The sequence below is a fragment of the Haemophilus haemolyticus genome (genome assembly GCF_001008275.1).
In the GTDB taxonomy this organism is placed as follows: domain Bacteria; phylum Pseudomonadota; class Gammaproteobacteria; order Enterobacterales; family Pasteurellaceae; genus Haemophilus; species Haemophilus haemolyticus_P.
This window is the reverse complement of sequence record NZ_LCTH01000057.1, coordinates 109,508-135,111: the sequence shown is the minus strand read 5'-3', so window position 1 is coordinate 135,111 and position 25,604 is coordinate 109,508. Positions and strand designations below refer to the sequence as shown.

Below are 25,604 nucleotides of genomic sequence, written 5' to 3'. Positions count from 1 at the left end.
AATCTAAATTTCGTCTAATAAAGGCTGCCAATTAACAGGTTTGAGTAATTGGGTGAATGCCGTGCGATTCGTTTGCGTCAGTAAACGTTCCGTCTCGCTCAATAAATTGAGTGCGTCCGCTAAAGCGTCAAAGGTTTTACATTCTAATTGTGCGCAAAGTGCGGTTAAAAATGGTGATGAATTTTCATCTCTAGTCAGCATTGCCATCACGCATTTTTGTAGATTTTGTGTACGCAATAAACTTGGCACTTTATTTAAGGTTAAGCGTAATTGCGCTTGATTTTCGATAAATTCAAAGCCAATTTTTTTGAAGTCATCTGAGTATTGTTGCCATGCTTGAAATTGTGATTCAGTTAAGCGAAACACGATTGGAATCAATAAAGGCTGTTGTTCGATGTGTATTTGTTGTAAAGCCAATAGCCATTGCAAGCGTTGTAATTTTTCCAATGAAAGCAAAAAGAAATATTGGTTCTGTTGTAATAACAGCGCGCGATTTTCAATAAGTGAAAGGGCGCGCAGATGTGATGAGTTCTCAATTATTTCAGTTGAGATGATTTTAGCTGTATCTGAAATATTTTGTTGTGCTGTATTCGATATATCCTTTTGCTCTGTAGGCGGTAATGTGCGTAATAATTCACCATATAAACGTTGCTCAGTTTTACTCGGTGCATCGGAACGGTAATCTCGATAACCAGTACTTACATGATTTGGTAACACTGGTGTGTTAGAAAAGTTCGCTTGATTTTGCTGTGGTTTTTCATGATATTGTGGCGCAAAGATATTTTGCCCCGCTGCTGAACGATTAGGACGAATGCTGTAATTCGGTTGGGGTTCATGCACCGTATTTTCTTCGTGATTTTCTACCGCACTTTGCTCCGTGTGCCAATTCAGCTGTTTTTGATTGTTTAGCGCATGGCTGATGCCTTCGTAAATAAAATCATGAATGAGGCGTTGTTGGTGAAAGCGCACTTCATGTTTAGTTGGATGAACATTTACATCCACATCATGTGGATTTAAGTCAATAAACAACACAAATGCAGGATAAGCATCGGTTGGTAAATATTGAGCATAGGCTTGTCGAATAGCATGGCTAATTATTTTATCTCGAACCATTCGGCCATTAATATAGCAATAACTTAAATCATTTTGAGTTCGGCTAAAATTTGGTGTGGCTACCCAGCCTGATAAATGTAAATCATCGTGTTTCCAATCAATTCGTAAGGCATTTTTGACAAAATCATCCCCACAAATAGCGGCGACACGTTTTAGTTGCTGATTGAGCGCTTCAGCAGGACGATATTGACGGATGATTTTCCCATTATGCGTTAATGTAAATGCCGTATTGAATTTTGTTAAAGCAATGCGGCGAATGACTTCATCAATATGAGCAAATTCTGTTTTGTCTGTGCGCAAAAATTTTCGACGAGCTGGCGTGTTGAAAAAAAGATTGGCGACTTCAACTGTTGTGCCGACAGGATGTGATGCGGGTTTGATTGTGGTTTCCATATCACGACCTTGCGCATAAACTTGCCACGCTTCAGTTTGCTCCGCTGTGCGAGAGGTGAGCGTTAAGCGCGATACTGAGCTGATACTTGCCAATGCCTCGCCTCTAAAACCCAAACTTAAAATGGCTTCTAGATCGTCAAGATCGGCTATTTTGCTAGTAGCATGTCGAGCTAGAGCCAGGCTTAATTCTTCTTTTGGAATGCCACAGCCATTGTCACGGATGCGGATTAAATTTGCCCCACCATTTTCGATATCAATTTGGATTTTATTTGCACCTGCATCAAGGCTATTTTCCACTAATTCTTTCACCACAGACGCAGGGCGTTCTACCACTTCACCAGCAGCAATTTGGTTCGCAAGTTGTGGGGAAAGAATTTTAATTGGCATTTATTTTTCTCTTAATTTAATTTTTTGCCCGCTTAGGGCTTTACCATCTTTTAATTTTGGATTTTGTTTTAAAATTTGGTTAACTGAAATATTGTATTCTCGCGATACGGCATAGATTGTCTGATCTTTTTGAATGACATGGTAAAGTGGAATTTCTTTTTTCTCATCAGATTTTTTAGTGGATGAGGTTTCCTCTTTTTTCGTTTTATTTGAGGATTTATTTTTATCCGTTTTATTTTCTGATTTTTCTACTTTTACAGTATTGGTTTTTTCAGTCGTTTTCTCAGTCTTTTTCACCGCACTTTCTTTATTTTTTGATGAATTTATTTTTTCATCTTGTGCTTTCTGAGTTTTTCCATTATCTGGAATTTTGATGGTTTCACCAATCCAAAGGGCTTCGCGTTTTAATTTATTTAATGTCACAATGTCTGCCACTTTGACATCATATTTATTCGCAAGGCTTCCTAAACTTTCCCCATTTTTGACTGTATGGCGAAGGCCACTATCTTTCACTACGTTCTCATTGGTATTTTTATCGGAAGTGCGGTCATTTTTTTCAGTATTTTTTGTATCACTTTGTTTGCTATTCTGAACAATATCATCACTAATGAAAGATTTGGCTTTTCCGCCACGGAAAACCACTAATCCCTCATAAATCATATAGGCGATACGACGGCGATAAGCAGGGGAGTTAAGTTTTTGTTCTTCATCAGAATTTGATAGAAAACCTGTTTCCACTAATACGGAAGGAATATCAGGTGAACGTAAAACGCCAAGGCTTGCGTGTTGAGGAACGCTGCGGCTTAAGGTCGTCACTTTAGAAAAATGACTTAAAATATGTTTACCAAGTTCATAACCAGTACGTTGGCTATGACCAAATTGTAAATCAAGCACTGTTTGATCTAGGTATTTATCATTATTGTGTGAAAGCACTTTTCCTGCGCCACCGAGTAGTTCAGAGCGTTTTTCATCGTCTTCTAACCATTGACCCATTTCATCATTGGCTCGACGGTTTGATAACACCCACACTGAGGCGCCACGACGTTCAGGTGATTCAGATGAATCAGCATGAATGGAAATGAGATAATTTGCTTTAAATTTACGTGCGATTTCTGAACGCTCAGGCACGGAAATATAGTAATCACCGCTGCGTGTTAATACGCCACGAAAATTTGGGTCTTTATCGAGTAAGGTTTTTAACTCTTTTGCAATCGAAAGCGTGACATTTTTTTCATAAATACCCAAGTTTCGGCTGATTGCACCTGGATCTTTTCCTCCATGACCTGGGTCAATCGCAATCGTAATTGGGGCTGCAAAAAGAGAGAAGCTAAACGTTGAGAAAAAAAGAAAAAATAAAATTTTTGTTTTCATAAATAAATTAATGAGAGAATGCTTTTATAATATTTTTACCTAAGTTTGTTTGTGCGATTAATTCAATATTTCGTGCATCATCGTAATAATCAATATTTACTAAAATATCCGCTTCCGGCAATATGCCTTGGCCTTTTTCAGACCATTCAATTAAGCAGATGCTATCCGTATTAAAATAATCTCTAATGCCCATAAATTCGAGTTCTTCTGGATCTGCTAAACGATATAAATCAAAATGATAAATCATTTTGCCTGCAATATTATATTCTTCAACCAGCGTATAAGTTGGGCTTTTTACATTACCTTGATGGCCGATACCTTGCAGCATTCCACGCGTTAGCGTTGTTTTTCCTGCCCCAAGATCACCGTTAAGATAAACCATAATTGCTTTTTCGGTATGCAATTTTAAAAGAATTTCCGCGAATTTTTTGCCGAAGCGGAGCATAGAAAATTCATCAGGGATATATTGAGTTAAGCTTTCCATAACGGGTTATGAATGAAGAAAAATATGGGCAGATTCTACCGCACTTTTGAGGTTCATAAAAGTGCGGTGAAATTTCTAGGGATTTAATTTTATCATTTCATGGTCATCAAATTGCTTGACCAAATCTGCTAGTAGTTGAGTGTTAGGTAAGACCAAATCCGATGCGATTTCAAATAACGGTACAATGACAAACTCACGGTTATGCATATCATAATGGGGAATCGCTAAGCGCTCGTTTTGAATGATTTCGTTGCCATAGAGCAAAATATCCAAATCTAATGTACGCTCCCCCCAGCGACGTAAACGTACTCGACCTTGCTCATTTTCAATACGTTGCAATTCATCTAATAGTGCAAGCGGGTTAAGCTCGGTTTTAATTTTTGCAACAGCATTCACATAATCGGGTTGATCTTGTGGGCCGAGCGGTTTGCTTTTATAAAAAGAACTCGTCGTTACCAAATGAGTGTTTGGTAACTGACTTATAGCTTTAAGCGCAGCATGTAATTGTTCTACTGGTGTATTCAAATTGCTACCAAGGGCAATATATGAAGTAATCATTTCTTCCCTTATTCTGCTGAGCGCGTGGTTTTACGACGGCGTGGACGATAGTATTTTTTCTTTGGTTTGGGATGTAAGCGTTGTTGCTCGTGTACTAACTGTTCGCGCTGTTCACCATTGCTGAATTGATATTCGTGCCACCATTTGGCTAATTCAATCGTTTCGCCACCTTCAATTTCTGCACGCATAGCCAGTAAATCAAAGCCAGCACGGAATTTTGGATGTTCCATGGTACGCATTGGTGCTGAGCCTGTACGTTTTAATAATTGCAGCTGTAAGAACCAAATATCACGAATGACCGCAGTATGACGACGTGGTGCAGCCAAAGCACGGCAGAATAAGTCTAAAACTTCATTGCCCGCCAAAGCATAAGCATCATGGTTATTTAGACCGCCTTCATTTTTCAAGATTTCTACTTTTTCGCGTAATGGATACCAGAAAAATGCTGCAAATAAGAATGCAGGATTAATACGAAGTTTATCCGCAACACGTTCATCCGTAGAAGTAAGTGCGGTGACGATCATGCGTTCTGCAAAACTATCTTCTTTCTCTGTAAAATATGCGCTTAATGCAGGGAAAAGTTGTTCAAATAAACCATATTGTCGTAATAAATGATAGGTTTTTACCCCTTGTCCTGCTTGTAATAATTTTAAACTTTCATCAAATAAGCGAGCTGGCGGAATATTTTTTAATAAAGGCGCAAGTTCACGAATTGGCTGTTCGCTCGGTTTTTCAAGGAACATATCAAGTTTTGCCATGAAACGAATTGAGCGTAGCATACGCACAGGATCTTCTTGATAACGGGTAACTGGATCACCAATTAAGCGTAGCTTTCCTGCTTTGAGATCATGAATACCATCAAAATAATCACGCAAGGTATTGTCTTGCGGATTGTAATACAGCGCATTGACCGTAAAGTCTCGGCGTTCTGCATCTTGTTCGATCGTACCGTAAACATTATCGCGCAGTAACATGCCTTCATTACTTTGTTTCGCTTGATTTTCATTGCGAGCATCACTGTGATTGGCGCGGAAAGTGGCGACTTCAATAATATCTCGACCAAACATAATATGTGCTAATCGGAAACGGCGACCCACTAAACGACATTGGCGTTGAAAAATGTTTTGGATTTGCTCAGGACGGGCGTTTGTTGACACATCAAAATCTTTTGGTTTTTTACCGAGCAATAAATCGCGGATACATCCACCGACGATATAAGCCTCGAAACCTTGACGTTGCAGTTTTTCCACTACGGTGAGTGCATTACGGCTAAAATCACGCGGTGAAATATCAAATTGAGCCGCTTTAATCACATTTTTATCGTAGCGGTGTGTTTGTTCTGATTTTTTTGCCCGTGCTTTTGGCATTTGACTATTAGAACGCTCAACTCGTTTAGAATGAGCACTTGTTTTGGCAACTTCTTTTGATTTTTTTGTCTTCTTGCCAAACAAATTTTTGATATAAGTAAGAATAATTTACTCCGTTTTTTAGCTGGAAATAAATGGCTTAGCTCTTTTTCTGTAAAGAAAAAGGCAAGGGGATTTTTCTGCATTTTTAAATGCAAAAAAGTGCGGCTAATTTTAACCGCACTTTTGTATTTTTCAATAGAATGAATTAACCCGCTACTTGTTTTTCGCGGATTTCAGCTAACGTTTTGCAATCAATGCAAAGATCTGCTGTTGGGCGTGCTTCTAAACGGCGAATGCCAATTTCTTCACCACAACAATCACAGTAACCAAAATCATCGGTATCAAGTTTTTTCAAGGTTGCTTCAATTTTTTTCATTAGTTTACGTTCGCGATCGCGATTACGTAATTCTAGACTGAATTCCTCTTCCTGAGTTGCTCGGTCTGCGGGATCGGGAAAATTGGTCACTTCATCCTGCATATGTGCAACGGTGCGAGAAGCTTCTTCCACGATTTGCTCGTGCCAAGCATTAAGAATTTTTCTGAAATGAAGAATTTGATCTTCACTCATATATTCTTCATCTTTTTTCATTTGATAAGGCTTTACGCCTGCTAAATCTAGCAAGCTCAACGATGCTTTTGACATCTCTCACTCCTAATACATACAGAATTTAAGCGTGAACTTCACGACTTCCTGTCTTGTTATTTTAGTTTGTTCCTGACAGCACTTTTAGGAACCCAATTTTTGAGGGCGCTATAAATATCAGAAGTTGTTTTTTTTAGCAAGTAAATTTTCCTGAAACATTTAGTTTTGCGATATAGATCGCAGAAACATCAGCAACCTTTTGCACATAGAGATAAATCTATTTTAGGCTTAGAACGATAAGCCTAAAATTGCGATAAAAATGAAATTAAACTTAATAACTTTAGTTATCTTGTTGATTGTTGCGGATTTAACGTTGTTATTTCTACCACAGTCATTGCTATTGCGTTGGCAGGTTGCGCTGGTTATTGCGTTTGCTTTGATTTTTCTTTTTATTTTTTTCCGTAGAAATTTCTTAGTTTTTCTTGCTTTTTTTATTGTTTCTCTCGGTTATACACATCATTCAGCACTCAGCTTGTTACAACAGGCTCAAAGCGTTACCGCTCAAAAACAAGTGGTGACTTTTGAGATCCAAGAAATTTTGCACCAACAGGATTATCAAACGCTTATCGCTACAGCAACATTGGCGGATAACTTACGAGCGCAACGAATTTTTTTAAATTGGAAGGCAAAAGAGGTGCCTCAATTATCGGAAATTTGGCAAGCGGAAATTTCCTTACGCCCCCTTTCTGCAAGATTAAATTTTGGCGGATTTGATCGGCAACAATGGTATTTCTCAAAGGGAATTACGGCTGTTGGAACCGTAAAAAGTGCGGTGAAAATTGCTGATATTTCATCATTGCGCGCAGAAAAATTGCAACAAGTAAAGAAGCAAACGGAAGGGTTATCACTGCAAGGTTTATTAATTGCATTAGCTTTTGGCGAGCGGGCTTGGTTAGATAAAACTACTTGGTCAATTTACCAACAAACCAATACCGCACATCTTATTGCTATTTCTGGCTTACATATTGGGTTGTCTATGGGAATTGGATTTTACTTGGCGCGTGTTGTGCAAGTATTTTTCCCCACCCGTTTTATTAATCCTTATTTTCCTTTAGTTTTTGGTGTTTTATTTGCTTTAATTTATGCGTATTTGGCTGGTCTTAGCGTGCCAACTTTCCGTGCGATTTCAGCACTTGTTTTCGTTTTCTTCGTTCAAATAATGAGGCGACATTATTCGCCTCTTCAGCTTTTTACGCTGGTTGTCGGATTCTTGCTTTTATGCGATCCATTAATGCCGCTTTCGGTCAGTTTTTGGCTTTCTTGTGGAGCCGTTGCTTGTTTGATCCTATGGTATCGTTATGTGCCTTTTTCACTTTTTCAATGGAAAAATCGTCCCTTTTCCTCAAAAGTGCGGTGGATTTTGAGTTTATTTCATTTGCAATTTGGGTTATTGCTCTTTTTTACGCCTTTGCAACTTTTTCTATTTAATGGCTTATCGCTGAGTAGCTTTTTAGCCAATCTTATTGCCGTACCACTTTATAGCTTTTTTCTTGTGCCCTTGATTTTATTTGCTGTTTTTACTAATGGAGCTTGTTTTTCTTGGCAACTAGCAAACAAGTTAGCCGAAGGAATTACTTGGTTAATTTCTATTTTTCAAGGAAATTGGTTCAATGTCTCATTTAATTTATCGCTGGTTCTAACCGCACTTTGTTGTGGCATGTTTATGTTAATTATTTGGAGTATTTACCGAGAACTCAAGGTTTTATCATCAATCAGGCAAATAAAACGGGCAAGATTTTTTACATTAAATCTCAGTAAACCTGTGCTAAAAAATGATCGAATCAACGTTTTGCGATGTTCTTTCGGAATTATGTCGCTATGTTTTATGATTTTGTCGTTCAAGCAACTAAGCAAGCCAATTTGGCTGGTAGATACTTTAGATGTGGGGCAGGGCTTAGCTACGTTGATTGTGAAAAATGGCAAAGGGATTCTTTATGATACAGGCCCTGCATGGCAAGGGGGAAATATGGCTGAATTAGAAATTTTGCCTTATTTACATAGAGAAGGGATTACTTTGGAAAAGTTGATTTTGAGTCATGATGACAACGATCATGCAGGTGGTGCTTCGACAATTTTAAAGGCGTATCCGAATGTGGAATTTATTACCCCTTCACGAAAAAACTATGGGGAAAATCACCGCACTTTTTGTACTGCTGGACGTGATTGGGATTGGCAAGGGCTGCATTTTCAAATACTTTCACCCCATTCTATTGTGGAGCGAGCAGATAATCCCCACTCTTGTGTAATTTTAGTCGATGATGGAAAGCATCGAGTTTTGCTGACTGGCGATGCTGAAACAAAAAATGAGCAAATTTTTGCCCACACTTTAGGAAAAATCGATGTGTTGCAAGTGGGGCATCATGGGAGTAAAACATCGACAAGTGAATATTTACTTTCGCAGGTGCGACCAGATGTAGCGATTATTTCTAGTGGGCGTTGGAATCCGTGGAAATTTCCTCATTATTCGGTTATGGAAAGGCTACATCGTTATAAAAGTGTGGTGAAAAATACCGCTATTTCAGGGCAAGTAAGGGTAAATTTTTTTAAAGACCGATTAGAAATCCAACAAGCACGCACAGAATTTTCCCCTTGGTATGCGCATGTAATTGGATTCTCGGGCGAATAAAAGGTACAATGCGCGCAATTTTTACCATTAGATAGCGATTATGCAAGAGCAAAAATTACAAGAAAATGATTTTTCAACTTTACAAACTTTTAAGCGTTTGTGGCCAATGATTAAACCTTTTAAAGCGGGTTTATTGGTGTCTGCTATCGCATTGGTGCTTAATGCTTTGGCAGATTCAGGTCTTATTTATTTATTAAAACCTTTGCTAGATGATGGATTCGGTAAGGCGGATCATTCATTTTTGAAAATGATGGCTGTGGTCGTCGTGGGAATGATTTTTTTGCGTGGGGTTTCTAACTTTATTTCTAATTATTGTTTAGCATGGGTATCAGGCAAAGTTGTCATGACAATGCGTCGCCGCTTGTTTAAACATTTAATGTTTATGCCTGTGAGTTTCTTTGACAGAAATTCAACAGGTAAATTACTTTCTCGTATTACTTATGATTCTGAGATGATTGCAAGTTCTTCTTCAGGATCTTTGATTACCATTGTGCGAGAGGGGGCATATATTATTTCGCTATTAGCAGTAATGTTTTACACAAGCTGGGAATTAACCCTTGTTTTATTTGTGATCGGGCCAATTATTGCGGTGTTGATCACTATCGTGTCAAAAATTTTCCGTAAATTGAGTAAGAATTTACAAGATTCAATGGGGGAATTAACCTCTGCAACGGAACAAATGCTAAAAGGGCATAAAGTGGTGCTTTCTTTTGGTGGGCAATTAGTGGAAGAGGAACGTTTCGATATCGTGAGTAACGATATGCGTCGTAAAGGCATGAAAATGGTCACCGCAGATTCCATTTCCGACCCTGTTGTGCAGATCATTGCTTCTCTTGCTTTGGCGGCAGTATTGTTTTTAGCGACGACGCCGTTGATTGCGGAAGATAACCTAAGTGCAGGTTCTTTTACGGTAGTTTTCTCATCTATGTTAGCGATGATGCGTCCATTAAAATCTTTAACGAACGTAAACTCTCAATTCCAACGGGGGATGGCAGCGTGTCAAACTTTATTTGCCATTTTAGATTTAGAACCAGAAAAAGATAATGGTACTTACCAAGCTGAACCCGCGAAAGGTGAATTAGAATTTAAGAATGTGAGTTTTGCATATCAAGGAAAAGAGGAGCTTGCATTAAATAATATTTCTTTTAGCGTTCCAGCTGGGAAAACCGTAGCTCTAGTGGGGCGTTCAGGATCGGGTAAATCAACCATTGCTAATTTAGTGACCCGTTTTTACGATATTGAGCAAGGTGAAATTTTATTGGATGGCGTAAATATCCAAGATTATCGTTTATCCAATTTACGTGAAAATTGCGCCGTGGTTTCTCAACAAGTCCATTTATTTAACGATACCATTGCGAATAATATTGCTTATGCAGCACAAGATAAGTATTCTCGCGAAGAAATTATCGCTGCAGCAAAAGCGGCTTATGCTTTAGAGTTTATCGAAAAATTACCACAAGGTTTTGATACGGTCATTGGTGAAAATGGTGCGAGCCTGTCCGGTGGGCAACGTCAACGTTTAGCGATTGCTCGTGCTTTATTGCGTAATTCTCCAGTATTAATTTTGGATGAAGCTACGTCTGCACTAGATACGGAATCAGAACGAGCAATTCAATCTGCATTAGATGAATTGAAGAAAGATCGCACTGTTATCGTAATCGCCCATCGTTTATCAACCATTGAAAATGCGGATGAAATTCTTGTGATTGATCACGGAGAAATTCGTGAGCGCGGTAACCATAAGGCATTGCTTGAACAAAATGGCGCCTATAAACAATTACACAGTATGCAGTTTAGTGGCTAATTTATTGATTATCGAAAACGCGAGTTAAAAAACTCGCGTTATTTTATCCGCACTTATTAGAAAGGATTTTCTATGCCCTTCTGGTATTCCAATTCCAAGCTTATTTGGCTCTTATCGCCTTTTTCTTTATTGTTTTGGTTGATTAGCCAACTTCGTCGCGCCTTATTCTCTTTGGGTCTCAAGTCTTCTTACCGCGCACCAAAACCGGTGATAATTGTGGGGAATTTATCTGTCGGTGGAAATGGCAAAACGCCTGTGGTTGTTTGGCTTGTGGAAGAGTTAAAAAAACGAGGTTTGCGCGTAGGTGTGATTTCTCGTGGTTACGGCAGTAAATCTAAAACTTATCCGTTATTCGTTACTGAAAATACGCATCCGAGTGAAGGTGGTGATGAGCCTGTATTGATCGCTAAACGCACTCATGCTCCAGTAGTGATTTCCCCGAATCGCCAGCAAGCGATTGAATTACTCTTAAGCCAAGCAGAGTGCGATATTATTATTTCTGATGATGGTTTACAGCATTATCAATTACAGCGTGATTTGGAAATTGTCGTAATGGACGCTGAGCGCGCGTTGGGAAATGGTTTTGTATTGCCTGCAGGCCCATTGCGTGAATTACCAAGTCGATTAAAATCCGTCGATTTTGTGATCACTAATGGTGGAAAAAATCAGTATTCTGATGCGGTTATGCGTCTTGTACCTCATTTCGCCATTAATTTAAAAACCAATGAAAAACGTCAATTAAAGGAATTTCAATCAGGCGTTGCTATCGCAGGGATTGGTAACCCACAGCGTTTTTTCACTATGTTAGAAAAGTTAGGGATTCAATTAGAGCGAACTCAAGCATTTCAAGATCATCAACATTTTGAAGCATCTCAATTAGAAAAACTTGCTGAAAATCAACCGCTCTTTATGACGGAAAAGGATGCCGTAAAATGCCAATCTTTTGCTAAAGATAATTGGTGGTATATCCCAGTGGATGCGGAGATTATTGAGGCTGAAAAACAACGTGAAAATTTACCGCTCTTTTTGGCCAAAATAGACAAACTTGTGGAGCAATACAGAAATGTTTGAAAAGATTAATCCTCAGTTGCTTGAAGTGATTGCTTGCCCGCGTTGTTTAGCTCGATTGCAATATGATCAAGAAAACCAACGATTAATTTGTTGTTATGAACAGATTGCTTATCCTATTAAAAATGGTGTGCCAGTGTTGCTTGCCGATAAAGCTGAAATATTAAAGAATAAGGAATAAATTATGTCATTTACCGTGATTATCCCCGCTCGTTTTGCATCAAGTCGTTTGCCTGGAAAACCTCTTGCTGATATTGCGGGTAAGCCAATGATTCAACATGTATTTGAGAAAGCATTGCAGTCTGGGGCGAGCCGAGTGATTATTGCCACCGATAATGAAAATGTGGCTGATGTTGCCAAAAGTTTTGGCGCAGAAGTGTGTATGACTTCGGTTAATCATAATTCTGGTACAGAACGTTTAGCGGAAGTTGTAGAAAAATTAGCGATTCCTGACAATGAAACCATTGTCAATATTCAAGGGGATGAGCCTTTGATTCCACCCGTTATTGTGCGACAAGTAGCAGATAATTTAGCAAAATTTAATGTAAATATGGCAAGCCTTGCGGTAAAAATTCACGATGCCGAGGAATTATTTAACCCAAATGCAGTGAAAGTGTTAACAGATAAAGAGGGCTATGTACTGTATTTTTCCCGTTCAGTTATTCCTTACGATCGTGATCAGTTTATGAATTTACAGGATGTTCAGAAAGTACAGCTTGCGGACGCTTACTTACGTCATATTGGCATTTACGCATATCGTGCTGGTTTTATAAAACAATATGTGCAATGGGCACCGACTCAACTTGAAAATCTAGAAAAACTTGAGCAGCTTCGCGTGTTATATAACGGCGAACGCATTCATGTTGAACTTGCGAAAGAAGTGCCTGCAGTGGGGGTGGATACCGCTGAAGATTTGGAAAAAGTGCGGGCAATTTTAGCGGCGAATTAAAATGTTTGATGCTAAAAAGTTCTTAGCGTATGTCTCTCACGAACCTGGTGTTTACCGTATGTATGACGATAAGGATCAGGTCATTTATGTTGGGAAAGCGAAGGATTTAAAAAAACGTCTTTCAAGCTATTTTCGTAAAAATCTGAGCAGTAAAAAAACAGAAGCGTTGGTGGCATCAATTCATCATATTGACACCACGCTAACTTCATCTGAAACGGAAGCTTTACTGCTAGAGCATAATTTTATCAAGCTTTATCAGCCTCGTTATAACGTATTATTGCGTGATGATAAATCCTATCCATTTATTTTATTAACCAAAGAACGTCATCCAAGAATCACTTCCTATCGTGGCTCTAAAAAATTTTCGGGTGAATATTTCGGGCCTTATCCGCATGCGGGAGCCGTGCGTGAAACGTTATCGCTTTTGCAAAAACTTTTCCCTGTTCGCCAATGTGAAAATTCCGTTTATTCCAACCGCTCTCGTCCTTGTTTGCAGTATCAAATTGGGCGTTGTTCCGCACCTTGTGTACAGGGATATGTTTCTGATGAAGAATATAATCAACAAGTTGAATTAGCGCACTTATTTTTGCAAGGTAAAGATCAACAGGTGTTAGATTATTTAATCGGTAAAATGGAGCAGGCAAGCGGAAATTTAGATTTTGAACAAGCTGCGCGTTATCGTGATCAGATTCAGGCGGTACGTTCAGTTATTGAAAAACAATTTGTATCCAATGAGCGTTTAGATGATATGGATATTATGTCTATCGCTTACCAACATGGTTTAGCTTGTGTACAAGTGATGTTTATTCGTCAAGGAAAAGTGCTAGGCAATCGCAGTTATTTCCCAAAAGTACCCCCTAATACGGATTTATCGGAACTTACTGAAACTTTTGTGGGGCAATTTTATTTACAAGGTCATCAAGGACGAAGCATCCCGAATAGCATTATTGTCGATCGTCAATTAGCTGAAAAATCAGAGCTTGAGCAACTTCTTACGGATCAAGCGGGCAGAAAAGTGACGATTCAAGAAAGCGTAAAAGGCGATAAAAGTAAATACTTACAGCTCGCACAAGTTAATGCTAAAGCGGCTTTAAATGTACAACTTAAACAATCTTCACGAATGTCAGAGCGTTATCAAGCGTTGTGTGATCTGTTAAATCTTCCTGAAATTAAGCGTATGGAATGTTTCGATATAAGCCACACGATGGGAAATCAAACGGTAGCATCTTGTGTTGTCTTTAATCAAGAAGGTCCACTAAAATCTGATTATCGTCGTTTTAATATTGAAGGGATTACTGGTGGGGATGATTATGCTGCGATGGAACAAGCGTTGCAGAAACGTTATGGGCGTGATTTAGAAGAAGATAAAATTCCAGATATTATTTTTATTGATGGTGGAAAAGGGCAATTAAATCGTGCATTGAACGCGTTCCAGCATCTTCAAGTAAAATGGGATAAAAATAGACCGCACTTAATTGGTGTGGCAAAAGGTGTGGATCGTCGAGCAGGGCAGGAAGTACTGATCATCAGCAAACAAGATCGTGAAATTCATTTGCCTGATGATAGTTTGGCATTGCATTTGATTCAACACATCCGTGATGAAAGCCATAATCACGCAATAAGCGGGCACCGTAAAAAACGTCAAAAAGCCTTTACACAAAGTGGTTTAGAAACCATTGAAGGTGTGGGCGCTAAACGTCGTCAGGCTTTACTGAAATATCTTGGTGGTTTGCAAGGTGTGAAAAATGCGACCTTAGATGAAATAGCCTCTGTACCTGGAATTTCCCTTAAACTTGCCGAAACGATTTTTGAAACGCTCAAAAATGATTAATCAATTATCTCTTAAATGTAAATAAGGATTGCTTTTCATCATAAAGCCATTATGATCCGCACTTTCGGATTTATTTAACTCTATTATAGGAAAAATTATGTTTGAATGGATTACCGATCCTGAAGCGTGGATATCACTTGCGACACTTGCTGCTTTGGAGATCGTTTTAGGGATCGATAATATCATTTTTATTAGCATCCTAGTTGGACGTTTACCTGAACGCCAACGTCAGTCTGGTCGTATTGTTGGGCTTGGTTTGGCAATGCTGACAAGAATTTTACTTTTGATGTCGCTTGCTTGGATGATGAAGCTTACTGCACCGTTATTTACTGTGTTTAATCAAGAAATTTCTGGGCGTGATTTGATTTTATTAATCGGTGGTTTATTCCTGATTATAAAAAGTTCTGGCGAAATTAAAGAGGCGATAAATCATCAAGAACACCATGAATCTGAAAGCAAAAATAAAGTGAGTTATCTTGGTGTATTAATTCAAATTGCTGTGCTAGATATTGTATTTTCTTTAGATTCTGTCATTACCGCGGTAGGTATGGCAAGCCATCTTCCTGTTATGATTTTGGCGATTATTATTGCCGTGGGTGTGATGATGTTTGCAGCAAAACCAATAGGCGATTTTGTGGATACACACCCAACGTTGAAAATTCTGGCTTTAGCCTTCTTAGTTTTAGTCGGAGTTAGTTTAATTGCAGAAAGTTTAGATATTCACATCCCGAAAGGTTATATCTATTTTGCAATGGGATTCTCTGTTGTGGTTGAAATGATAAATATTAGAATGAGAAGATTGATGAAATAAATTGGAAGTGCGGTCTATTTAGACCGCATTTTTTGATTAAGCTTTTTTCAAAAACTCAGATTTCAACATGATTTTGCCGCAATCGACATTATGATCGCCATTTACTAAGCGGATTTTTTTGAATTTTGTACCTTTTTTCAATACTTCTGATGAACCTTTTAATTTTAAATCTTTAATCAAAAGTACATCATCGCCATCTGCAAGCAAATTCCCATTGCTGTCTTTTACGATGAGTTGATCGTCATCTGATTCTTGAATTTCATTATTATCCCATTCATTACCGCAATCAGGGCAAACAAAATTAATTGAATCGTGGTAAACGTATTCACTTTGACATTTTGGGCAATTAGGCATTTGATCCATTGGGTTTTCCTTCTTGATTACATATAATAGGCGCGCGAGTATAGCAAAAAAGATGTCTTTCTCCAAAGCGTGAAAGTTTTTGATCAATTTTTGAGGAAAATGTATGAAAAAACAAATTCTTGCCTTAGTTTGTGGCGTGATGTTTAGTAGTTCGACTTGGGCACACAATTTGCAATTAGAGCAATCTTTACCATCGGTAAAAGTGAGTGAGTATGGTGAAATTGTACTTTCTGGTAAAGATACCGCGTTTCAACCTTGGGGTTCTGCTGGATTAGCGGGTAAAGTGCGTGTTGTCCATCATTTGGCTGGTAGAACTGCAGCAAAAGAGAAAAATCAGCCAATGATTGATGCGATAAAAGCATCTCATTTTAATCCTGCAAAATACCAAACAACGACCATTATTAATGCGGATGATGCGATTGTTGGTACAGGCATGTTTGTAAAAAATAGTGCACAAAAAGGAAAACAGGAAAATCCACATAGCCAGGTTGTATTAGATGATAAAAGTGCGGTGAAAAATGCTTGGGGATTAAATCCTAAAGATAGTGCAATTATCGTGTTAGACAAAACGGGAAAAGTAAAATTTGTGAAAGAAGGAAAATTGTCTGATAGCGATATTCAGGCTGTTATTTCACTTGTGAATGGATTAACCAAATAACGTAATAAAAAGTAAAAATCCCTAAGCCTTTCGACTTAGGGACTTTTTAATTCTGATGGCGGAGGAATAGGGATTCGAACCCTAGGAGGGCGTAAACCCTCGCCGGTTTTCAAGACCGGTGCCTTCAACCACTCGACCATTCCTCCGTGATTGATGGGCGTAGTATAATGAATATTTTATTGATGTAAACAGAAATCTCATGATTTAAGTTTAGGTGATGATAATTTATTCATTTTGATGAAATTAATTCTATCAATACCATTGACTTTTTTACCCCTAGCCCTTACTTTACAGGAGACTTTTTACTTATTTTACAAGGAGCTTTTATGCAATCACGTCTTATTGTGGATGCGCAGCAGGAATCGCTACTTAGCACACATAAAGTGTTGCGTAACACGTATTTTTTATTGGGATTAACCATGGCATTTTCAGCGGTTGTTGCGTTTATTTCAATGAGTCTAAACTTGCCCTATCCAAATATTATTGTGTTATTAGTGGGTTTTTATGGCCTACTTTTCTTAACAAATAAATTAGCTGATCGTCCTGCTGGTATTTTGGCAGCCTTTGCTTTCACAGGATTTATGGGATACACCATCGGGCCAATTTTGAATATGTATGTGGCACGTGGAATGGAAGATTTGATTATGCTTGCATTCGCAGGAACTGCTATCGTATTTTTCGCGTGTTCCGCTTATGTATTGACTACGAAAAAAGATATGTCATTCTTATCAAGCGCAATGTTCGCATTATTTATTGTGCTATTGCTTGGTATGGTGGCAAGTTTCTTCTTCCAAATTCCTGCGTTATCAGTCGCAATTAGTGCATTATTTGTTGTGTTCTCTACAATGACTATTTTGTATGAAACGAGTAATATCATCCATGGTGGTGAAACGAATTACATTCGCGCCACCGTGAATATTTATGTTTCAATCTACAATTTATTCTTGAGTTTATTAAGATTACTTTCTATTTTCTCAAGCGATGAATAATGATTGAATTTTAACGTTGTGACCCCACTTTTCAGTGGGGTTATTTTTTGGAATAGGCAATGGAAAAACAAATTTTTGAACATGCAGTCAACGTTGAGGAAGAACAATATCAGCCTAAGCAAGAGTTTCATCATGTAGAAACAAAGCTGGATGAACCCTTGGAAGGGGAATTACTTGATGCTCAACTTGAACAGGCATTGAAAGCAAAATCAGGTTTTGGAAAAACAGTATTAAAATTTACCGCACTTTTATTTGGTGTGGCGACGGTTGCTCAATCCGTGCAGTGGATTTGGGATAGCTATCAACAACATCAATGGATTTATCTTGCTTTTGCTTTAGTCAGTTTAATTATCATTTTATTGGGTATTAAAGAGATTATTGGTGAGTGGCGACGTTTAGTTCGTTTAAAAAAACGTGAGCAATTGCAACAACAAAGTCAGCAGATCTGGTTGGAAAGTGCGGTAAAAAATGGTGATGTTTTTTCCATTCATAACGCAGAAAAAAGTAAAATTCTTTGCTTAGATATTGCAAAATCTCTACGTTTGGAAAATGATTCTCCAGAGGTAATTCAATGGCAACACCAATTAAATGAAGCTTATTCAGCGCAAGAAATTACTCATTTATTTAGTCGTAATGTTTTGTCTACTTTTGATGCACAAGCTAAAAAATTGATTAGTAAAATGGCCGCAGAATCAGCGGTGATTGTCGCGATTAGTCCACTTGCTGTAGTGGATATGTTTTTTATTGCGTGGAGAAATCTTCGATTAATGAATAAGATTGCTGAGATTTATGGAATTGAATTAGGGTATTTTTCACGTATTCGATTGTTAAGAATGGTATTGGTCAATATAGCTTTTGCTGGAGCAACCGAAGTAGCACAAGATATTGGAATGGATTGGCTTTCTCAAGATGTAACAGCAAAGCTTTCTGCGCGTATAGCTCAAGGGATCGGTGTGGGATTGCTCACTGCTAGATTAGGCGTGAAAGCAATGGAGCTTTGTCGCCCGTTAGCATTTCAATTAAATGAAAAACCAAAGCTCTCACATATTCAACAGGAATTACTTAGCTCGGTGAAAGATATTGTTCTCGGTAAAAATAAGATTTACAAAAAGGAGCAAGTCTGATGAAAATCGAGGTTGTTTATCAACATAGCGATTTTATTATTATCAATAAGCCTGAAGGTATTAGTGTTCACAAAGATCAAGAAGAACAAGGTTTAACAGAACTTGTTGCAAAACAACTCAATATGCCTCAAGTATGGCTGGTTCATCGCTTGGATAAAGTGACGTCAGGGTTATTAATTTTGGCACTGAATGCTGAAAGTGCGGCTGAATTTTCGCGACTTTTTTCTGAACACAAAATCCATAAAACTTATCTGGCATTAAGTAACCAAAAGCCTAAAAAGAAACAAGGTTTGATTATCGGGGATATGAAGAAAGCCCGAGATGGCGCATGGAAACTTTGTCAAACAAAAGAAAATCCCGCAATTACGCGTTTTGAAAGCGTAAGCTGTGAGCCTAATTTACGTTTATTTATTTTAAAACCACAAACGGGGAAAACGCATCAATTACGTGTTGCGATGAAAAGTTTAAGTAGTCCGATTTTAGGCGATGGACTTTATAGTAAAAATACTGAAGAAATTGACCTCACTTATTTGCATGCTACTCAATTGGAATTTGATTATTTGAATAATTTTATTTCGGTAACTTGTTTACCCTCTCAAGGTCAATTTTGGATTAAATCCAGTGTGTTTGAGCAAATTAAGGCTTATCTGGCAAAGCCGTTTTTATCAAAATAGAAATCTCTGTATAATAAAGACAATTTTACTCTTTAATAGGAACAAAAATGAAATTTATCTCTTTTAATATAAATGGTTTACGTGCTCGACCACATCAACTTGAAGCCATTATTGAAAGATATCAGCCTGATGTAATAGGCTTGCAAGAAATTAAAGTCGCTGATGAGGCTTTTCCTTATGAAATTACAGAAAACTTAGGTTATCACGTATTTCATCACGGACAGAAAGGTCACTATGGCGTAGCATTATTGACTAAACAAGAACCTAAAGCGGTTCGTCGTGGTTTTCCAACAGACAATGAAGATGCGCAAAAACGCATTATTATGGCTGATCTTGAAACTGATTTTGGTTTGTTGACTGTCATTAATGGTTATTTCCCTCAAGGGGAAAGCCGTGCGCACGAGACTAAATTTCCAGCTAAAGAGAAATTTTATGCAGATCTTCAAAAATATTTAGAAAAAGAACACGACAAATCGAATCCTATTTTAATTATGGGCGATATGAATATTAGCCCAAGTGATTTAGATATTGGTATCGGAGATGAAAATCGTAAACGTTGGTTACGCACAGGGAAATGTTCTTTCTTACCTGAAGAACGAGCGTGGTATCAACGTTTGTACGATTACGGATTAGAAGATAGTTTCCGTAAGCTGAACCCAACAGCAAATGATAAATTCTCGTGGTTTGATTACCGTTCTAAAGGTTTTGATGATAATCGAGGTTTACGAATTGATCATATTTTAGTAAGTCAAAAATTGGCTGAACGCTGTGTCGATGTGGGCATTGCACTAGATATTCGAGCAATGGAAAAACCGTCTGATCACGCACCGATTTGGGCTGAATTTAAATAGGAAAGCGAAATGGATATGGCAAATTGGCAGAATTATCGTTCTACCGTGAATGGTATGCCCGCAGTGTTTACCGCAAATATTGAAGATGTTGAAAAATATCACGGTAAAGATCTCGATAAAATAGTGCAATTCACTATCTCTTATAAAGCAGATGATGAAAGCGGTTTGCCTTCAGAAGTTGAATACGATAAGTTAATTAATCGTGTATTTAAAATTCTGGCGCAATTAACCGCACTTCCGAATGTATTTTTTGCCGGACATTTTATTTGTAATTCCCAAGCTAAAATGCATTTTTATTGTGAGCATGAAAATCTTATTGTAGAAACTTTACAACAAATTGATTTTGTTAAAGATATTAATGTACAAAAGGATTTAAGTTGGGATACTTATTTTGACTTTTTGCTTGCTTCTCCATTAGAGATTAAATTAAATGCAACGGAAGAGTTACTTGATTTGCTGAAAAATAAAGGTCGTGATTTAAGTGATACGTATCTGGTGGAGCATAGTTTTCATTTTGATGAAGAAGAGAAAATGTTTCCTTTTATGGATGAGCTTAGTTTAGGGGATTATTCTTTCACGACATTACAATATTCCGCACAAGCTATTCAGTTTAATGAAGATGATGAACCTTATTTTTGGGTTAAATTAGAGCAAGAAATTTCATTAGATAATGGTGAGATTTTTGAACAAGTAGAACGGTTTGAAAAACTGGCTGGACAATTTGCGGGAGAGTATATCGGCTGGGAATGTGATTCTTTGATGGATGCTAATAAACAGTTAAATTAGTTTTTTTAGATGCTCGTAAGTCATAAAAAGAGAGATATGTATCTCTCTTTTTTAATGTAATTGAACTTTTCGGCGCATTTTACGCATTAATAAAAATACCCATGGCCATAATATTCCAGAGGCCAATGCTCCAAAGATTTCTTGCCAGTTAAAAAATGCGGTATGCAGGGAGAATTCGACTAAGAAAATAGCTAATCTGACAATAAACACAAACGCAATCACTAAAAGACTTTGAAACCAAAGTGATAAATTTCTGAGTACGAGATAGTTTTTTGCCACAAAATAAATTGTCACAGAAAGGACTAAAGCATGAATGCCTAATGTGGAACCTAGGATTAAATCCCATACAAGCCCTAACAAAAATGTCCATCCAATACTGACTTTATTTGGAATAGCCAGAACCCAGTAAAGTAAAACGAGAACTAACCAAGCAGGCTTAAATGCCTGAAAACCAAGTGGCCAGGGTGCGAGTTCTAGCACTAATGCCACGACAAAGAAGCTTAAAATTGTGAGCCATTGTAAAATAAAGCGAGTTTGCATTAATCTTCTTCCCTATGTTCTTGTTGTTCTGACGGTACAGCTTCTTCATTTTGCGGTGCATCGGTTGGAATTTCAGGTTCAACAGTTGATTTATCCTTATTTTCTTGAAGATTATCGTCTGTTAATGGGGCTTTTTTTACTTTGTAATCAGCTTCATTCGCTTGGCTTTCTAAACGTTTTTGTACCAAATTACGCACTTCTTCTGGAGACATAGATTTTACTTTAGACATATCTAAATTGCTTGGCCAAAGTAGTAATACATAGCGTAAGCGTTCAAGGGCGGCGAGAGGTTTAGCTTTGACCGTCGCAAAGTAATTTGAACCATCGCGTGAAACGCTTTGTACAACCGCTACTGGATAGCCTTCAAGGAAACGGCCACCAAGACCAGACGTTACAAGTAAGTCGCCTTTTTCAATATCCACAGAACGAGGTACATTATCAAGAGTTAGCTCATCAGTATGCCCTGTTCCACTCGCAATGACGCGAACATCGTTACGTAGAACTTGTACTGGAATAGAATGAGTGACATCAGTTAAGAGTAGTACTCGGCTGGTGTTTTCGCCCACAGAAATAATTTGACCAATAACGCCTTTTTCATCAATTACAGGCTGGCCTACATACGCACCGTCTTTTTCGCCTTGGTTAATAACAATTTGTTGACGATAAATGTCAGTTTCTGCAGTTAAAATTTCCGCAATCTTTTTGTATTCATCGGTGCGTAAAGGGGAGTTTAACAATAAACGTAAACGCTGATTCTCGACTTTGAGTTGATCTAGTAAAAGTAAATCTGCATTTTTTTCACGTAATTGTTCGCGTAATACTTTATTTTCGATTTGTAATTTACTAGTATCCACTAAATTATCTGACACCCCATCTAATACTGTTCGAGGGCTATTGGCAAGATAATAGAGCCCACCTACTGCAGTTTCCATAGCACTGCGAGCTTTAGTCATTGAATTAGTTTGACCATCAGCTAAGATTAAAGAAAGGGAAGCTGCTACAGCTAATAATAATCGAATGCCAAGCGGGGGGGCTTTACCGAAAATAGGCTTCATTAAGCGTCCTACGTTGAGATAAAAAGATTAAAAGGAAAAGTGCGGTCATTTTTAACCGCACTTTTTATTTTTGGTCTAAATTAAATTTCGTCACTAAAAATGTCGCCACCGTGCATATCGATCATTTCTAATGCCTCACCACCACCGCGAGCAACACAGGTTAATGGATCTTCTGCGATAATTACTGGAACGCCAGACTCTTTAGAGAGAAGCGTATCAATATTACGCAATAGTGCACCACCACCGGTTAACACCATACCTCGTTCAAAAATATCAGCTGCGTGCTCTGGTTGACATTCCTCAAGAGCAGTACGAACAGCGGTTACGATACCATTTAATGGCTGTTGAATAGCTTCTAAAACATCACGTGAGGTTAAGGTGAATGAACGAGGTGCGCCTTCAGCAAGGTTATGACCATGCACTTCCATTTCTTTAATTTCATCACCTTCTTGAATATAGGCTGTACCGATTTCTTGTTTGATACGTTCTGCTGTTGGTTCACCGATAACAGAACCAAAAGTGCGGCGAACATAAGAAATAATCGCTTCATCAAAACGGTCACCACCGATACGAACTGAAGAAGAATATACGATACCGTTTAGGGAAATAACAGCGACTTCAGTCGTACCACCACCAATATCAATTACCATGGATCCAACCGCAGTAGAAACGGGTAATTTAGCGCCGATTGCGGCTGCCATTGGCTCTTCAATTAAATATACTTCACGCGCACCAGCACCGATTGCGGATTCTTTAATTGCACGACGTTCTACTTGTGTTGCACCAGCAGGCACACAGACAAGTACACGAGGACTTGGACGCATAAAATTACCGCTGTGAACTTGTTTGATAAAGTATTGCAACATTTTTTCTGTAACAAAGAAGTCTGCGATTACACCATCTTTCATTGGGCGAATGGCAGCGATGCTTTTTGGTGTACGTCCAAGCATTAATTTTGCTTCTTTACCTACAGCCGCGATGCTTTTTAGTGAACCAACGCGATCTTGTCGAATGGCAACAACCGAAGGCTCATCTAAGACAATACCTTGACCTTTCACATAAATTAATGTGTTTGCAGTACCTAAGTCGATAGAAAGATCATTTGAGAAAAGCCCACGAATTTTTTTAAATAACATAATTATCCTATTCTAAAATCAGAGTTAATTTTGCTTGGCTGAAAAAGTGAAATTATCTCATCGCCAAGCACGCAAAAAAATTGTGCTAAATGTACCAAAAAATGTGTTGAAATTACAGCTGTTTTTCGTGTTTTTTACGTTAGTTGCCACTGGCCTTTATCTTGTAGAGTCAGTTGTTGCTGATGTAAAGCTTTCAGCGTTGAACGGTGGCCAACACTGATTAGCGTGGTTTTTGGTAGCTCTTGTTTTAATAGTTGATACATCGTAAATTCTAAACCTTCATCCATACTTGCTGTGGCTTCATCTAAGAAGGCCACGGCAGGTTTGTGTAGAATCAAACGCGCAAACGCCAAACGCTGTTGTTCGCCAAGAGAAAGAATACGCGTCCAGTCTTGTTCTTTTTCTAATTGTTCAGTCAAATGTCCTAGTTGCACTTTATTTAATATTTCTACAGCTTGTGTATGTGAAATATTGTCAGCGTTATTTGGATAAGCTAATGCTGACATCAAATTTCCTTGTGGCACATAGGGTTTTTGCGATAAGAAAAGTTGACTGTTTATTGGGCAAATCACTTCACCTTCTGCGTAGCTCCAGAGTCCAGCGATTGTTCGTAAAAGTGTCGTTTTCCCTGCACCCGATTTTCCTTGAATGAGTAAACTCGTTCCTTGCGGTAGCGTAATGTTGAGATTTTCTACCAGAGTGTAACCTAATGGATTTTTAACACTTAAGTTGTTGAAAATAACATTTGTAGGGTGATTGTGGATTTGTATTTGTGATTCATGATTCACCGTTTCAATGGCATAGCTGAAACCGGTTAAACGATCGAGCGTCGCTTTATATCCTGCAAAACTATCATAAGTATTACGGAAAAATGAAAGATTGCTGTGCAATTTTCCAAATACTTGTAAAGTTTGCATTAAATCACCGAGTTTTATTTGTTTTTCAAAGTAGCGTCCGACTTGAATTAACAATGGAAAAACAACAGAAACTTGGCTTACGACTAAGTTAAATCCTGAAAATTTTAGCGTTCTAAATACTATTACCCACATGTTATGGATGACAGCATTGAATTGTTGATAAAGCTGATTTTTTTCTACTTTTTCACCTGCATAAAAAGCAATACTTTCGGCATATTCTTTTATGCGAATTAAAGAATAACGGTAGTTTGCGTTTAAGCGTTCATTAATAAAATTCAAAGAGATTAATGGACGACCGAGCCAAAATGCAATAAGGGTAGTGAAAATGACATAGCCAAATACTAAGAACACCATCATATGTGGAATTTCCACGCCAAGTACCATCATTGGGCCCGCTAATCCCCATAACAAAATCGTGTAAGAGATCATAGAGGTGACCGCATCAATGACCCCAGTGCTTAAAGAAAGCGTGGTTTTTACATAAGATTGGATATCTTGTTGAATACGTTGATCGGGGTTATCTAGGTTTTCGGATAAATACTGAGTTTTGTAATAGGCGCGATGTGCCATCCATTTATCAACAAGTTGTTCGTTAAGCCACTCAATCCAGTTGATGACGAAACGTTGCTCTAAATAATAGCTTACTAATGCTGCTGAAACAGAACTTGCGGCAATGACGCAGAACAAGCCCATTTGTTGCCAAAATACATGTTCATTAAATTCTTGCAATGATGTGTACATATTTTTGTACCACTCAGAATGTACAAGGCTGATACGTACGCTAAGTAGCGTCATTGCAACAATAAGCAGAAAGAATAAGATAGGTTTTATACTACGTTTAGGTGAAAGATAGCCGCCTGCAAACATCCAAAATTGTCTTCCCCATTGAGTAAAACGGACTAAAAGAAAAATGCCAAAACTAAAGACGACAGAGGTGATGGCTAACGTTTGTAAAATCCAAATAAGAGAAGTAATGGCTTCTTGGCCGTAATCCATAAATATTCCATCCGAGATAAAAGTGCGGTGAAAAATAACCGCACTTTTTGTAAAAGGGTCAAAAATTT

At 38.1% G+C, this 25,604-nt stretch carries 24 protein-coding genes and 1 tRNA gene; 13 read left to right on the top strand and 12 right to left on the bottom strand.

What is annotated here, in order from left to right; genetic code table 11:
• Window positions 1-3 precede the first annotated feature (3 nt).
• From mutL to dksA, 6 genes are all read right to left on the bottom strand, one after another.
• Window positions 4-1,893 carry a DNA mismatch repair endonuclease MutL gene (gene mutL / locus AAX15_RS08655; protein ID WP_046940073.1) on the bottom strand — a complete coding sequence of 630 codons (1,890 nt, stop codon included), beginning with the start codon at window positions 1,891-1,893 and terminating at the stop codon, window positions 4-6.
• Window positions 1,894-3,264 (bottom strand): N-acetylmuramoyl-L-alanine amidase, encoded by a 1,371-nt coding sequence (locus AAX15_RS08650; RefSeq protein ID WP_046940072.1) that lies wholly within the window; start codon window positions 3,262-3,264, stop codon window positions 1,894-1,896.
• 7 nt (window positions 3,265-3,271) lie between these two features.
• Window positions 3,272-3,748 carry a tRNA (adenosine(37)-N6)-threonylcarbamoyltransferase complex ATPase subunit type 1 TsaE gene (gene tsaE, locus AAX15_RS08645; RefSeq protein ID WP_046940071.1) on the bottom strand — a complete coding sequence of 159 codons (477 nt, stop codon included), beginning with the start codon at window positions 3,746-3,748 and terminating at the stop codon, window positions 3,272-3,274.
• Between the two features lie 75 nt (window positions 3,749-3,823).
• Window positions 3,824-4,306, bottom strand: a complete 483-nt coding sequence (gene folK, locus AAX15_RS08640; RefSeq protein WP_046940070.1) for a 2-amino-4-hydroxy-6-hydroxymethyldihydropteridine diphosphokinase — start codon at window positions 4,304-4,306, stop codon at window positions 3,824-3,826.
• 8 nt (window positions 4,307-4,314) lie between these two features.
• On the bottom strand, window positions 4,315-5,757 hold the full coding sequence (gene pcnB / locus AAX15_RS08635; RefSeq protein WP_413540593.1) for a polynucleotide adenylyltransferase PcnB: 1,443 nt from the start codon (window positions 5,755-5,757) through the stop codon (window positions 4,315-4,317).
• A 163-nt stretch (window positions 5,758-5,920) separates the two neighbouring features.
• Window positions 5,921-6,358: an RNA polymerase-binding protein DksA gene (gene dksA, locus AAX15_RS08630; protein ID WP_005627987.1), complete on the bottom strand. Its 438-nt coding sequence runs from the start codon at window positions 6,356-6,358 to the stop codon at window positions 5,921-5,923.
• A 259-nt stretch (window positions 6,359-6,617) separates the two neighbouring features.
• Here dksA and AAX15_RS08625 point away from each other — a divergent pair, with 259 nt between their 5' ends.
• The 7 genes from AAX15_RS08625 (at window position 6,618) to AAX15_RS08595 (ending at window position 15,447) form a co-directional block, all read left to right on the top strand.
• Window positions 6,618-8,984: a DNA internalization-related competence protein ComEC/Rec2 gene (locus AAX15_RS08625; RefSeq protein ID WP_046940069.1), complete on the top strand. Its 2,367-nt coding sequence runs from the start codon at window positions 6,618-6,620 to the stop codon at window positions 8,982-8,984.
• Between the two features lie 40 nt (window positions 8,985-9,024).
• Window positions 9,025-10,788, top strand: a complete 1,764-nt coding sequence (gene msbA, locus AAX15_RS08620) for a lipid A ABC transporter ATP-binding protein/permease MsbA (protein ID WP_046940068.1) — start codon at window positions 9,025-9,027, stop codon at window positions 10,786-10,788.
• A 72-nt stretch (window positions 10,789-10,860) separates the two neighbouring features.
• Entirely contained in the window at window positions 10,861-11,859 is a 999-nt protein-coding gene (lpxK, locus tag AAX15_RS08615; protein WP_046940067.1) for a tetraacyldisaccharide 4'-kinase, read from the top strand.
• Window positions 11,860-11,863: 4 nt separating this feature from the next.
• The gene (locus AAX15_RS08610) at window positions 11,864-12,037 is read left to right on the top strand and encodes a Trm112 family protein (protein WP_171898282.1); all 174 of its coding nucleotides are present in this window, start codon (window positions 11,864-11,866) and stop codon (window positions 12,035-12,037) included.
• A 3-nt stretch (window positions 12,038-12,040) separates the two neighbouring features.
• On the top strand, window positions 12,041-12,805 hold the full coding sequence (gene kdsB, locus AAX15_RS08605) for a 3-deoxy-manno-octulosonate cytidylyltransferase (protein ID WP_046940066.1): 765 nt from the start codon (window positions 12,041-12,043) through the stop codon (window positions 12,803-12,805).
• A gap of 1 nt (window position 12,806) precedes the next feature.
• The gene (uvrC, locus tag AAX15_RS08600) at window positions 12,807-14,636 is read left to right on the top strand and encodes an excinuclease ABC subunit UvrC (RefSeq protein ID WP_046940065.1); all 1,830 of its coding nucleotides are present in this window, start codon (window positions 12,807-12,809) and stop codon (window positions 14,634-14,636) included.
• Between the two features lie 97 nt (window positions 14,637-14,733).
• Complete coding sequence (locus AAX15_RS08595) at window positions 14,734-15,447, top strand: TerC family protein (protein ID WP_046940064.1); 714 nt, start codon at window positions 14,734-14,736, stop codon at window positions 15,445-15,447.
• Between the two features lie 36 nt (window positions 15,448-15,483).
• Here the strand turns inward: AAX15_RS08595 and AAX15_RS08590 are convergent, their stop codons facing one another.
• A complete protein-coding gene (locus tag AAX15_RS08590; protein ID WP_046940063.1) occupies window positions 15,484-15,810 on the bottom strand; it encodes a zinc ribbon domain-containing protein YjdM in 327 nt (108 codons plus the stop codon).
• Between the two features lie 103 nt (window positions 15,811-15,913).
• Between AAX15_RS08590 and AAX15_RS08585 the strand changes: the two genes are divergently transcribed.
• Complete coding sequence (locus tag AAX15_RS08585) at window positions 15,914-16,468, top strand: YtfJ family protein (protein ID WP_046940062.1); 555 nt, start codon at window positions 15,914-15,916, stop codon at window positions 16,466-16,468.
• A 56-nt stretch (window positions 16,469-16,524) separates the two neighbouring features.
• Here AAX15_RS08585 and AAX15_RS08580 read toward each other — a convergent pair.
• Window positions 16,525-16,614: transfer RNA gene (locus tag AAX15_RS08580), tRNA-Ser, on the bottom strand.
• 180 nt (window positions 16,615-16,794) lie between these two features.
• Between AAX15_RS08580 and AAX15_RS08575 the strand changes: the two genes are divergently transcribed.
• The 5 genes from AAX15_RS08575 to AAX15_RS08555 are packed head-to-tail and all read left to right on the top strand — an operon-like array spanning window position 16,795 to window position 20,892.
• Window positions 16,795-17,457 (top strand): Bax inhibitor-1/YccA family membrane protein, encoded by a 663-nt coding sequence (locus AAX15_RS08575; RefSeq protein WP_005635459.1) that lies wholly within the window; start codon window positions 16,795-16,797, stop codon window positions 17,455-17,457.
• A 59-nt stretch (window positions 17,458-17,516) separates the two neighbouring features.
• Window positions 17,517-18,581, top strand: coding sequence for a YcjF family protein (locus tag AAX15_RS08570; protein ID WP_046940061.1), 1,065 nt, complete (start codon window positions 17,517-17,519; stop codon window positions 18,579-18,581).
• Entirely contained in the window at window positions 18,581-19,255 is a 675-nt protein-coding gene (locus AAX15_RS08565) for a TIGR01621 family pseudouridine synthase (protein WP_046940060.1), read from the top strand. Before AAX15_RS08570 ends, AAX15_RS08565 begins: the two co-directional genes overlap by 1 nt.
• Before the next feature lie 47 nt (window positions 19,256-19,302).
• The gene (gene xthA / locus AAX15_RS08560; RefSeq protein ID WP_046940059.1) at window positions 19,303-20,106 is read left to right on the top strand and encodes an exodeoxyribonuclease III; all 804 of its coding nucleotides are present in this window, start codon (window positions 19,303-19,305) and stop codon (window positions 20,104-20,106) included.
• A gap of 9 nt (window positions 20,107-20,115) precedes the next feature.
• Window positions 20,116-20,892, top strand: a complete 777-nt coding sequence (locus AAX15_RS08555; RefSeq protein WP_046940058.1) for a TIGR01619 family protein — start codon at window positions 20,116-20,118, stop codon at window positions 20,890-20,892.
• Window positions 20,893-20,943: 51 nt separating this feature from the next.
• Here AAX15_RS08555 and mreD read toward each other — a convergent pair whose 3' ends face one another.
• The 4 genes from mreD to AAX15_RS08535 form a co-directional block, all read right to left on the bottom strand.
• Window positions 20,944-21,432: a rod shape-determining protein MreD gene (gene mreD / locus AAX15_RS08550; protein WP_046940057.1), complete on the bottom strand. Its 489-nt coding sequence runs from the start codon at window positions 21,430-21,432 to the stop codon at window positions 20,944-20,946.
• Window positions 21,432-22,487 carry a rod shape-determining protein MreC gene (gene mreC, locus AAX15_RS08545; RefSeq protein ID WP_005629099.1) on the bottom strand — a complete coding sequence of 352 codons (1,056 nt, stop codon included), beginning with the start codon at window positions 22,485-22,487 and terminating at the stop codon, window positions 21,432-21,434. The genes mreD and mreC overlap by 1 nt, the downstream gene beginning before the upstream one ends.
• A gap of 80 nt (window positions 22,488-22,567) precedes the next feature.
• Entirely contained in the window at window positions 22,568-23,623 is a 1,056-nt protein-coding gene (locus AAX15_RS08540; protein ID WP_005635474.1) for a rod shape-determining protein, read from the bottom strand.
• A gap of 134 nt (window positions 23,624-23,757) precedes the next feature.
• Window positions 23,758-25,536: an ABC transporter ATP-binding protein/permease gene (locus AAX15_RS08535; protein ID WP_046940056.1), complete on the bottom strand. Its 1,779-nt coding sequence runs from the start codon at window positions 25,534-25,536 to the stop codon at window positions 23,758-23,760.
• Window positions 25,537-25,604 lie beyond the last annotated feature (68 nt).

Bases quoted from the DNA above. Each gene is read 5' to 3' on its own strand.
- tsaE (WP_046940071.1), bottom strand. From the start codon at position 3,748: ATGGAAAGCTTAACTCAATATATCCCTGATGAATTTTCTATGCTCCGC.
- AAX15_RS08595 (WP_046940064.1), top strand. From the start codon at position 14,734: ATGTTTGAATGGATTACCGATCCTGAAGCGTGGATATCACTTGCGACA.
- uvrC (WP_046940065.1), top strand. From the start codon at position 12,807: ATGTTTGATGCTAAAAAGTTCTTAGCGTATGTCTCTCACGAACCTGGT.
- mutL (WP_046940073.1), bottom strand. From the start codon at position 1,893: ATGCCAATTAAAATTCTTTCCCCACAACTTGCGAACCAAATTGCTGCT.
- AAX15_RS08570 (WP_046940061.1), top strand. From the start codon at position 17,517: ATGGAAAAACAAATTTTTGAACATGCAGTCAACGTTGAGGAAGAACAA.
- AAX15_RS08575 (WP_005635459.1), top strand. From the start codon at position 16,795: ATGCAATCACGTCTTATTGTGGATGCGCAGCAGGAATCGCTACTTAGC.
- AAX15_RS08535 (WP_046940056.1), bottom strand. From the start codon at position 25,536: ATGGATTACGGCCAAGAAGCCATTACTTCTCTTATTTGGATTTTACAA.
- AAX15_RS08650 (WP_046940072.1), bottom strand. From the start codon at position 3,264: ATGAAAACAAAAATTTTATTTTTTCTTTTTTTCTCAACGTTTAGCTTC.
- folK (WP_046940070.1), bottom strand. From the start codon at position 4,306: ATGATTACTTCATATATTGCCCTTGGTAGCAATTTGAATACACCAGTA.
- dksA (WP_005627987.1), bottom strand. From the start codon at position 6,358: ATGTCAAAAGCATCGTTGAGCTTGCTAGATTTAGCAGGCGTAAAGCCT.
- AAX15_RS08590 (WP_046940063.1), bottom strand. From the start codon at position 15,810: ATGGATCAAATGCCTAATTGCCCAAAATGTCAAAGTGAATACGTTTAC.
- AAX15_RS08585 (WP_046940062.1), top strand. From the start codon at position 15,914: ATGAAAAAACAAATTCTTGCCTTAGTTTGTGGCGTGATGTTTAGTAGT.
- mreD (WP_046940057.1), bottom strand. From the start codon at position 21,432: ATGCAAACTCGCTTTATTTTACAATGGCTCACAATTTTAAGCTTCTTT.
- xthA (WP_046940059.1), top strand. From the start codon at position 19,303: ATGAAATTTATCTCTTTTAATATAAATGGTTTACGTGCTCGACCACAT.
- mreC (WP_005629099.1), bottom strand. From the start codon at position 22,487: ATGAAGCCTATTTTCGGTAAAGCCCCCCCGCTTGGCATTCGATTATTA.
- msbA (WP_046940068.1), top strand. From the start codon at position 9,025: ATGCAAGAGCAAAAATTACAAGAAAATGATTTTTCAACTTTACAAACT.
- AAX15_RS08555 (WP_046940058.1), top strand. From the start codon at position 20,116: ATGGATATGGCAAATTGGCAGAATTATCGTTCTACCGTGAATGGTATG.
- lpxK (WP_046940067.1), top strand. From the start codon at position 10,861: ATGCCCTTCTGGTATTCCAATTCCAAGCTTATTTGGCTCTTATCGCCT.
- AAX15_RS08540 (WP_005635474.1), bottom strand. From the start codon at position 23,623: ATGTTATTTAAAAAAATTCGTGGGCTTTTCTCAAATGATCTTTCTATC.
- AAX15_RS08565 (WP_046940060.1), top strand. From the start codon at position 18,581: ATGAAAATCGAGGTTGTTTATCAACATAGCGATTTTATTATTATCAAT.
- AAX15_RS08625 (WP_046940069.1), top strand. From the start codon at position 6,618: ATGAAATTAAACTTAATAACTTTAGTTATCTTGTTGATTGTTGCGGAT.
- kdsB (WP_046940066.1), top strand. From the start codon at position 12,041: ATGTCATTTACCGTGATTATCCCCGCTCGTTTTGCATCAAGTCGTTTG.